Origin of the sequence: Acidaminococcus sp. CAG:542 (assembly GCF_000437815.1) — a bacterium.
Lineage (GTDB): Bacteria > Bacillota > Negativicutes > Acidaminococcales > Acidaminococcaceae > Acidaminococcus.
The window spans coordinates 14,775-22,745 of the sequence record NZ_FR902016.1 but is presented as its reverse complement, the minus strand read 5'-3'; the positions used below and the strand labels follow the sequence as shown (position 1 = coordinate 22,745).

7 protein-coding genes are annotated in these 7,971 nt (G+C 58.2%); all 7 read left to right on the top strand.

What is annotated here, in order from left to right; genetic code table 11:
- The first annotated feature begins 42 nt into the window (after positions 1–42).
- The 7 genes from QVO43_RS00900 (at position 43) to QVO43_RS00870 (ending at position 7,841) form a co-directional block, all read left to right on the top strand.
- Positions 43–1,119, top strand: a complete 1,077-nt coding sequence (locus tag QVO43_RS00900) for an FkbM family methyltransferase (RefSeq protein WP_022486747.1) — start codon at positions 43–45, stop codon at positions 1,117–1,119.
- 156 nt (positions 1,120–1,275) lie between these two features.
- Positions 1,276–2,271, top strand: coding sequence for an ABC transporter substrate-binding protein (locus QVO43_RS00895; RefSeq protein ID WP_288174255.1), 996 nt, complete (start codon positions 1,276–1,278; stop codon positions 2,269–2,271).
- 18 nt (positions 2,272–2,289) lie between these two features.
- Positions 2,290–3,282, top strand: coding sequence for an ABC transporter substrate-binding protein (locus tag QVO43_RS00890; protein WP_022486745.1), 993 nt, complete (start codon positions 2,290–2,292; stop codon positions 3,280–3,282).
- A 3-nt stretch (positions 3,283–3,285) separates the two neighbouring features.
- The gene (locus tag QVO43_RS00885) at positions 3,286–4,170 is read left to right on the top strand and encodes an ABC transporter permease (protein ID WP_022486744.1); all 885 of its coding nucleotides are present in this window, start codon (positions 3,286–3,288) and stop codon (positions 4,168–4,170) included.
- Entirely contained in the window at positions 4,170–4,964 is a 795-nt protein-coding gene (locus QVO43_RS00880; RefSeq protein ID WP_022486743.1) for an ABC transporter ATP-binding protein, read from the top strand. The genes QVO43_RS00885 and QVO43_RS00880 overlap by 1 nt, the downstream gene beginning before the upstream one ends.
- Positions 4,965–4,998: 34 nt before the next feature.
- Entirely contained in the window at positions 4,999–6,261 is a 1,263-nt protein-coding gene (locus tag QVO43_RS00875) for a diaminopimelate decarboxylase family protein (RefSeq protein ID WP_022486742.1), read from the top strand.
- Positions 6,261–7,841: a ClC family H(+)/Cl(-) exchange transporter gene (locus QVO43_RS00870; RefSeq protein WP_022486741.1), complete on the top strand. Its 1,581-nt coding sequence runs from the start codon at positions 6,261–6,263 to the stop codon at positions 7,839–7,841. The genes QVO43_RS00875 and QVO43_RS00870 overlap by 1 nt, the downstream gene beginning before the upstream one ends.
- The last annotated feature ends 130 nt before the right edge of the window (positions 7,842–7,971 follow it).

Genomic DNA, 7,971 nt, shown 5'->3' with positions numbered 1-7,971 from the left:
CGGTCCCTCCGGCACCGGCGGCAGAAAAGGAAGGAACCAACCATGAAAAATCTTGAAGCACTGGATCAGGAACCCTATCTGTGGGACTATCTCCAGACGGTCAAAAAGCCCATTGTGCTCTACGGCATGGGCAACGGGGCGGATGCCATCCTGGACCGCTGCGGCCGGCTGGGCATCCCGGTGGCCGGGGTCTTTGCCAGTGATGAATTTGTCCGGGGCCAGGAGTTCCGGGGCTACAAAGTGAAGACCTATAAGGAAATGAAGGCAGAACTGGGGTCCTTTGTGATCCTCATCGCCTTTGCCAGCGAACGACCGGAAATCCTCCGGCGGTTCTTCCATCTGGGGGAGGAGCAGGAAACCTATGCCCCTCATCTGCCCCTGTTCGGGGATACCAACCTGGTGACCCCGGCCTGGATCCGGGAAAACCGGGGAGTGCTGGATCGGGTGTACGGCAAGCTGGCGGATGATGCCAGCCGGCAGGTAATGGAGGATATCCTCCGGTACAAAATCACCGGGAAGCTGGAGTACCTGTCCCGGACCACGGACCGGCGCCGGGATCTGGAGACCCTGTTTTCCTTTACGGATAAGGAAAGCTACGGGGACCTGGGAGCCTACAACGGGGACACCATCCGGGAATTCCTGGAGCTCACCGGGGGCCATTATGACCATCTGTATGCAGTGGAACCGGATCCGAAGAACTTCGCCAAGCTCCAGAAATACGTGGAAACGGAACAGCTGGGCCGGTGCAGCCTGTCACCGGAAGGAATCTGGGCCCAGCCGGCGGAGCTGCCCTTTGCCGCCCGGGGCGGCCGGATGTCCGCCCTGGAACAGAACGGAAAAAAGACCCTGCCGGTGACCTGTCTGGATGATCTGGTGGGGGACCGGCCCCTGACCTGTCTCAAAATGGATGTGGAAGGGGTGGAAAGGGAGGCCCTCTCCGGAGGGGCCCGGGTGATCCGCCGCTGCCGGCCCAAAATGCTCCTGGCAGGCTATCACCACGACGATGACCTGTGGGAGATTCCCCTGGAACTGTGGAACCTGGTGCCGGAGTACAAAATCTATCTCCGCCGCCATCCCTATGTACCCTGCTGGGAGATTAATTTTTTCGTGACTTTGTAAAATCTGGGGTGTATGTTACAAAATAAAAAGATGCACAGAAAAAAACGGGGCGAAATGCCCCGTTTCGTTGCTCCCGGGGCCGGGATATGTTAGAATGGAACAATAGACCAAACAGCAATCCCGGAAACAGCAAAGGGAAATCAGAAGGAAAGAAGGATGGAAGAGATGAAGCTGTGGAAGAAAGGGTTCCTCCTCTTGACGGCACTGGCCGTGGGACTGACGGCAGGCTGCGGGGGTACCCAGAAAACAGGGGACAAGAAGAACGTGAAGGTGGGGGTGGTCCAGCTGGTGGAACACCAGGCCCTGGACGCCGCCAACAAGGGATTTGTGGACGGCCTGGCCGCCGGAGGCTTCAAGGAAGGGGAGAACCTGACCCTGGACCGGCAGAATGCCCAGGCGGACCAGTCCAACCTCCAGACCATTGCCCAGCGGTTCGCCAACAACAAGGAGGACCTGATCTGTGCCATTGCTACCCCGGCGGCCCAGACTGTGGCCAATGTGACCCGTGACATCCCCGTTGTGGGCACGGCCATTACCGATTACAAGGAAGCCAAGCTGGTGAAGGATCCGGAAAAACCCGGCACCAATGTGACCGGTACCACGGATATGAACCCCATTGACAAGCAGCTGGATCTGCTGCTGAAGATCGTGCCCAAGACCAAGACCATCGGCATCCTGTACAATTCCAGCGAAATCAACTCCCAGATCCAGGTGAAGAAAATGAAGGAACTGGCGGAAGCAAAGGGGCTCACCGTACGGGAAGCCACGGTTTCCAGCGTCAACGATATCCAGCAGTCCGCCCAGAGCCTGGTGGGCCAGGTGGACGCCATCTACGTGCCTACGGACAACGTGATCGCCTCTGCCATGCCGGTGCTGGCAAAGATCACCAACCCGGCCAAGATCCCGGTGATCTGCGGAGAAGAGGGCGTGGTGAAAAGCGGGGCCCTGGCCACCATCGGCATCGACTACTACAAACTGGGGTACCAGACCGGTCTCATGGCAGCTAAGATCCTGAAAGGGGAAGCCAAACCCCAGACCATGCCCATTGAAAAACAGAAGGACATGAAAGTGACCATCAACGAAACCACGGCCAAAGAACTGGGAATCACCCTTCCGGAAGATGTGCTGAAGGGTGCCTCCCTTGTGAAGTAAAGCGGGAGGGGAAGGATCATGAAGAAAAGTTGGAAGGCAGCGGCCGCTCTGGCCATGATTGCCGTAATGCTGGGAGCAGCCGGCTGCGGCGGAGATACGAAACAGTCCGGGAAGGACAAGACCTATCAGGTGGGGGTCCTCCAGCTGGTGGAACACCCGGCTTTGGATGCAGCCAACAAGGGATTTGTGGACGGCCTGAAATCCAAGGGCTTTGAAGAAGGGAAGAACATCAAGTTCGACAAACAGAACGCCCAGGGGGATCAGTCCAATCTCCAGACCATTGCCCAGCGGTTCGTGAGCAACAAGGTGGACCTGGTGTGCACCATCGCCACCCCGGCGGCCCAGACCATGGCCAACGCCACCAAAGAGATTCCCATTGTGGGCACCGCCATCACCGACTACAAGGTGGCCAAACTGGTGAAGGACAACAACCAGCCCGGCACCAACGTCACCGGCACCACGGACATGAACCCGGTGGAGGCCCAGATCGACCTGCTGGTAAAGATCATGCCCAGAGCCAAGACCGTGGGCTTCATCTACAATTCCAGTGAAGTGAATTCCCAGCTCCAGATCGAACTGGCCAAAAAAGCCGCGGCGGCCCGGGGACTGAAGACTGTGGAAGCCACGGTGTCCAGTGTCAACGACATCCAGCAGGCGGCCCAGAGCCTGGTGGGGAAAGTGGATGCCCTGTACGTGCCTACGGACAATGTGCTGGCTTCCGCCATGCCCAACCTGATCAAGATCACCGACGAAGCCAAGATCCCCGTGTTCTGCGGGGAAGCAGGGATGACCAAGGCCGGCGGGGTGGCCACCCTGGGCATCGACTACTACAAGCTGGGCTTCCAGACCGGGGAAATGGCGGCGGACATCCTGTCCGGCAAGTCCAAACCTCAGAACATGGCCATCCAGTCCCAGAAAACCTTCACCGTGACTCTCAACGAAGCCCAGATCAAAAAACTGGGGCTGACGGTGCCCGATGATATCCTGAAAGAAGCCAAAGGAGCCAAATAACCCATGATCGATCTGTTACTGCCGACTGTTTCCCAGGGCCTTTTGTGGTCTCTCCTGGCCCTGGGTGTTTATATCACTTTCCGGGTGCTGGACATTGCGGACCTGACCGTGGAAGGATCCTTCCCCCTGGGGGCCTCTGTGGCCGTCACCCTGCTGGTGAAGGATGTGAACCCGGTGACCGCCATCCTGGCTGCCGCCCTGGCCGGAGGACTGGCCGGGGTGGTTACCGGACTGCTCCACACCAAACTCCGGATCCCTGCCCTGCTGGCCGGGATCCTCACTATGATCGCCCTGTATTCCGTGAACCTGCGGATCATGGGCAAAGCCAATGTGTCCCTGTTGGGGAAGGATACCGCCTTTACCTTGGTGGAAAGCACTTTCGGAGTGGCTTATTCCCAGGCGGTGCTCCTGGTGGGCGTCCTGGCCTGTGTGCTGTTTTCCGTGCTCATGTACTGGTTCTTCGGTACGGAAATCGGGGCGGCCATCCGGGCTACCGGGTACAATCCCCAGATGATCCGGGCCCAGGGGGTGGACACCAACATCATGCTGCTCATTGGCCTGTTCTTCAGCAATGCCCTGGTGGCCGTGGCCGGTGCCCTGGTGGCCCAGAGCAACGGATTCGCTGATGTGGGCATGGGAGTGGGGACCATCGTCATCGGCCTGGCCTCTGTGATCATCGGGGAAGTGCTGTTCGGTACCCGCAGCTTCAAAAATTCCCTGATCTCCGTGATCCTGGGCTCCATTGTGTACCGGCTGGTGATCGCCATTGTGCTCCAGATGGGGATGCCGCCCAATGACCTGAAACTGTTTACGGCGGTGCTGGTGGCCATTGCCCTGAGCCTGCCCATGGTCAAAGGGAAGTTCCAAAGCAGAAAGGCGGGAATCTGATGCTGGACATCAAACATTTATCCAAAACGTTCTTCCCGGGGACGGTGAACGAAAAAAAGGCCCTTACCGATGTGAACCTGCACATGGAACCGGGAGATTTCATTACCATCATCGGAGGCAACGGGGCTGGGAAATCCACCCTCTTGAACTCCATTGCCGGGGTATTCCCCATTGACGGGGGACAGATCCTCATCGACGGGGTGGACGTAAGTAAGATGCCGGAACACAAACGGGCCCGGTACATCGGCCGGGTGTTCCAGGATCCCATGATGGGTACGGCTGCCGGGATGATGATCGAAGAAAACCTGGCCATTGCTTCCCGCCGGGGTAAGACTCCCGGGCTTTCCTGGGCCCTGAAGGACAGCGACAGGGAAAGATTCCGGGAGATGCTGAAGGAACTGGACCTGGGCCTGGAAGACCGGCTCACCAGCCGGGTGGGGCTGTTGTCCGGAGGCCAGCGGCAGGCGCTGACCCTTTTGATGGCGGCCATGAACCAGCCCAGGATCCTGCTTTTGGACGAACATACCGCCGCTCTGGATCCCAAAACAGCAGAAAAGGTGCTGAACATGACCCAAAAGGTCATTGCACGGGACCATTTGACATCTCTCATGATTACGCATAATATGAGAGATGCCCTGCGCTTCGGCAACCGGCTGATCATGATGAACGCCGGCCGGATCGTGGTGGATGTGAATGCAGAAGAAAAGGCCAAACTGACCATTCCGGATCTGCTGGCCCTGTTTGAAAAAGCGTCCGGCTCTGCACTGGACAACGACCGTATGATGCTCAGCTGAGACATCAGCCAAATTGAGGGGGTTTAAACCGATTATGAAAAAAGTTCCATTTATCACTAAAGCACAGGTGGAAAAACTGGCAGAAAAATATCCGACACCGTTCTATGTCTATGATGAAAAGGGCATCCGGGATACGGTGCGCAGCATCAACAAGGCCTTTGCCTGGAATAAGGGGTTCAGAGAATATTTTGCCGTGAAGGCCACGCCCCTGCCCGGGATCCTGAAAATCATGAAGGAAGAAGGCTGCGGCACCGACTGCTCCTCCTATCCGGAACTGCTGCTGTCCGACGTATGCGGGTTCAAAGGCCATGAGATCATGTTCTCTTCCAACGATACCCCTGTGAAGGATATGCAGGAAGCCTACAAACTGGGAGCCATCATCAACCTGGACGATTTCACCATGATCGATTTCCTGGAACAGGTGGCGGCCATTCCTGAAACCATCTGCTGCCGGTTCAACCCCGGGGGTGTCTTTGCTCTGGGCAACGACATCATGGACAATCCGGGAGATTCCAAATACGGCATGACCCGGGATCAGCTCCGGGAGGCTTTCAAGATCCTGAAGGCCAAGGGGGTGAAGCATTTCGGCATCCATGCCTTCCTGGCCAGCAACACGGTGACCAATGAATACTATCCGGAACTGGCCCGACAGCTGTTCCAGCTGGCGGTGGACATGAAGAAGGAAACCGGTGTGGCCGTGGACTTCATCAACCTGTCCGGCGGGGTGGGGATCCCTTACCGGCCGGAACAGACCCCCAATGACATTGCGGTCATCGGGGAAGGGGTCCGGAAGGTCTATGAAGAAGTGCTGACTTCGGCGGGCATGGGGAATGTGTCTCTGTTTACGGAAATGGGCCGCTTCGTCACCGGGCCTTATGGGGCACTGGTCACCAAGGTCCTCCATTTCAAACACATCTACAAGGAATATGTGGGAGTGGATGCCTGTGCCGCCAACCTGATGCGTCCGGCCATGTACGGGGCCTACCATCACATTACGGTGCTGGGGAAGGAAAATGAACCCTGCGACCATACCTACGATGTTACCGGGGGCCTGTGCGAAAACAACGACAAATTCGCCATCGACCGGAAACTGCCGAAAATCGACAAAGGGGATTATCTCTTCATCCACGATGCCGGGGCCCACGGTTCTGCCATGGGGTACAACTACAATGCCAAGCTGTGGTGTGCGGAACTGCTGCTGAAGGAAGACGGTTCTGTGGAACTGCTCCGCCGGGCGGAAACGGAAAAGGATTATTTCGCCACATTGGACTTCACCGGTCTTTTTAAGGATCTGTAATGAACGGGCAGGAAAAGGAGAAGACCCTCCAGGGTATGCTCCACATTCCCAACTTGAAACTGAAACTGGCTTTTGAAGGGATCCTGGTGGGAATCGCCACCGGTCTGTGCATAACGGTGCTCCGGCTGTGCCTGGGCTTTGTGGCTAAAAACCGGGCCAGGATGGTCACTTTCCTCCAGAATGTACCTCCTGCCTATACCCTGATCTGGGTGGCCTGCCTTTTGCTGGCGGCGGTGATCATCGCCGCACTGGTGCGCTGGGCCCCCATTGCCGGAGGCAGCGGCATCCCTCAGGTCCGGGGGATCGTACTGGGCCTGGAAAAAAGCACCCACTGGGCCCGGGTGATCCTGGTGAAGCTTCTGGATACCTCCCTGGGCATCGGGGCCGGGCTGTCCATGGGCCGGGAAGGGCCTTCGGTGCAGATCGGGGCCATGACCGGCCAGGGCATCGGCAATGCCCTGAACAACACCAACCTGGAAAAACGGGCTCTCATCAGCAGCGGAGCCGGAGCGGGCCTGGCCGCCGCCTTCAACGCCCCCATGGCCGGGGTCATGTTTACCATGGAAGCCATCCACAAGAACCTGTCTGCTGTGGTCATGGCTCCCACTCTGATGGCCTGCATGACCACCACCGTGCTGGTCCACTGGGTTTTCGGGGTGGAGACGGTGCTGGCTATTCCCCCCATGCCCATCCTGCCGGTGGAACTGCTGCCCCAGGTAATCGGCCTGGGACTGGTGTCCGGGTTCATCGGGGTGGCCTTCAACAAAGGCTCCCTGGGCATCGGGAAGTTCTACAGCCTGCCGGTGTTCCGGAAGCCCTGGATGAAGATCGCCTTTCCCCTGCTGCTGACCATTCCCCTCACTTACCTGCTGCCCCAGGTGCTGGGAGCCGGGGACGAGATCATCGAAGCCATGGTGAGCCTGGAAGGGACCTTGAGCCTGGTGCTGGTGATCCTCATCGGGAAATTCATCTTCACCATCCTCAGCACCGGGTCCGGTGCCCCTGGGGGCAGCCTCCAGCCCATGCTGGTGCTGGGGTCCCTGGTGGGCGGTCTGTACGGGAACCTGCTGGTCCAGCTGGGAATCCTGCCGGAAGCCTACAGGCTGAACATGGTGGTGTTCGGCATGGCCGGCCTGTTCGCCGGGTCCGTCCGGGCACCGGTCACCGCCATCCTGCTGCTGCTGGAAATGACCGGGCGGTTCTACCATATGGTGCCCCTGGGCATCGTCACTCTTTTTGCCTATGCAGCAGGAGAACTGGTCCATGATACGCCTATTTTCGATGCCATGCTGGAACGGGCCCTCCGGAACAATCCCAAGGTGAAGAACATCCTGGAAGCTCCGGCAGAACAGATGCTGGTGGAAATCGCTGTGGAGGGGGGCTCCCGGGTGGAAGGGAAGACCCTCCAGGAAATCCGCCTGCCGGGACGGGCCCTGGTGGTCTGCGTCCGGCGGGGAGACCAGGACATGATTCCCCAGGCGGATACCGTGCTCCTGGGCGGAGATTACGTGTACATCATTCCCAACCACGCCCGGCTCTATCAGCTGAACCGGCTGTTCAAGACGAAGATGGGGGAGTAAGGGGACGAAGGAATCCGCCTGCGACCCAAGGGGACTGTTGCTCTGCAACAGTCCCCTTTTTCATGGTATAATAAAATTTAGAGTACACGGGAGGTGAATGCCATGGAAGAGGACAGTCTTTTTGCGGCTC

Coding starts and splice junctions, on each gene's coding strand:
- QVO43_RS00900 (WP_022486747.1), top strand. CDS start 43: ATGAAAAATCTTGAAGCACTGGATCAGGAACCCTATCTGTGGGACTAT.
- QVO43_RS00895 (WP_288174255.1), top strand. CDS start 1,276: ATGGAAGAGATGAAGCTGTGGAAGAAAGGGTTCCTCCTCTTGACGGCA.
- QVO43_RS00890 (WP_022486745.1), top strand. CDS start 2,290: ATGAAGAAAAGTTGGAAGGCAGCGGCCGCTCTGGCCATGATTGCCGTA.
- QVO43_RS00885 (WP_022486744.1), top strand. CDS start 3,286: ATGATCGATCTGTTACTGCCGACTGTTTCCCAGGGCCTTTTGTGGTCT.
- QVO43_RS00880 (WP_022486743.1), top strand. CDS start 4,170: ATGCTGGACATCAAACATTTATCCAAAACGTTCTTCCCGGGGACGGTG.
- QVO43_RS00875 (WP_022486742.1), top strand. CDS start 4,999: ATGAAAAAAGTTCCATTTATCACTAAAGCACAGGTGGAAAAACTGGCA.
- QVO43_RS00870 (WP_022486741.1), top strand. CDS start 6,261: ATGAACGGGCAGGAAAAGGAGAAGACCCTCCAGGGTATGCTCCACATT.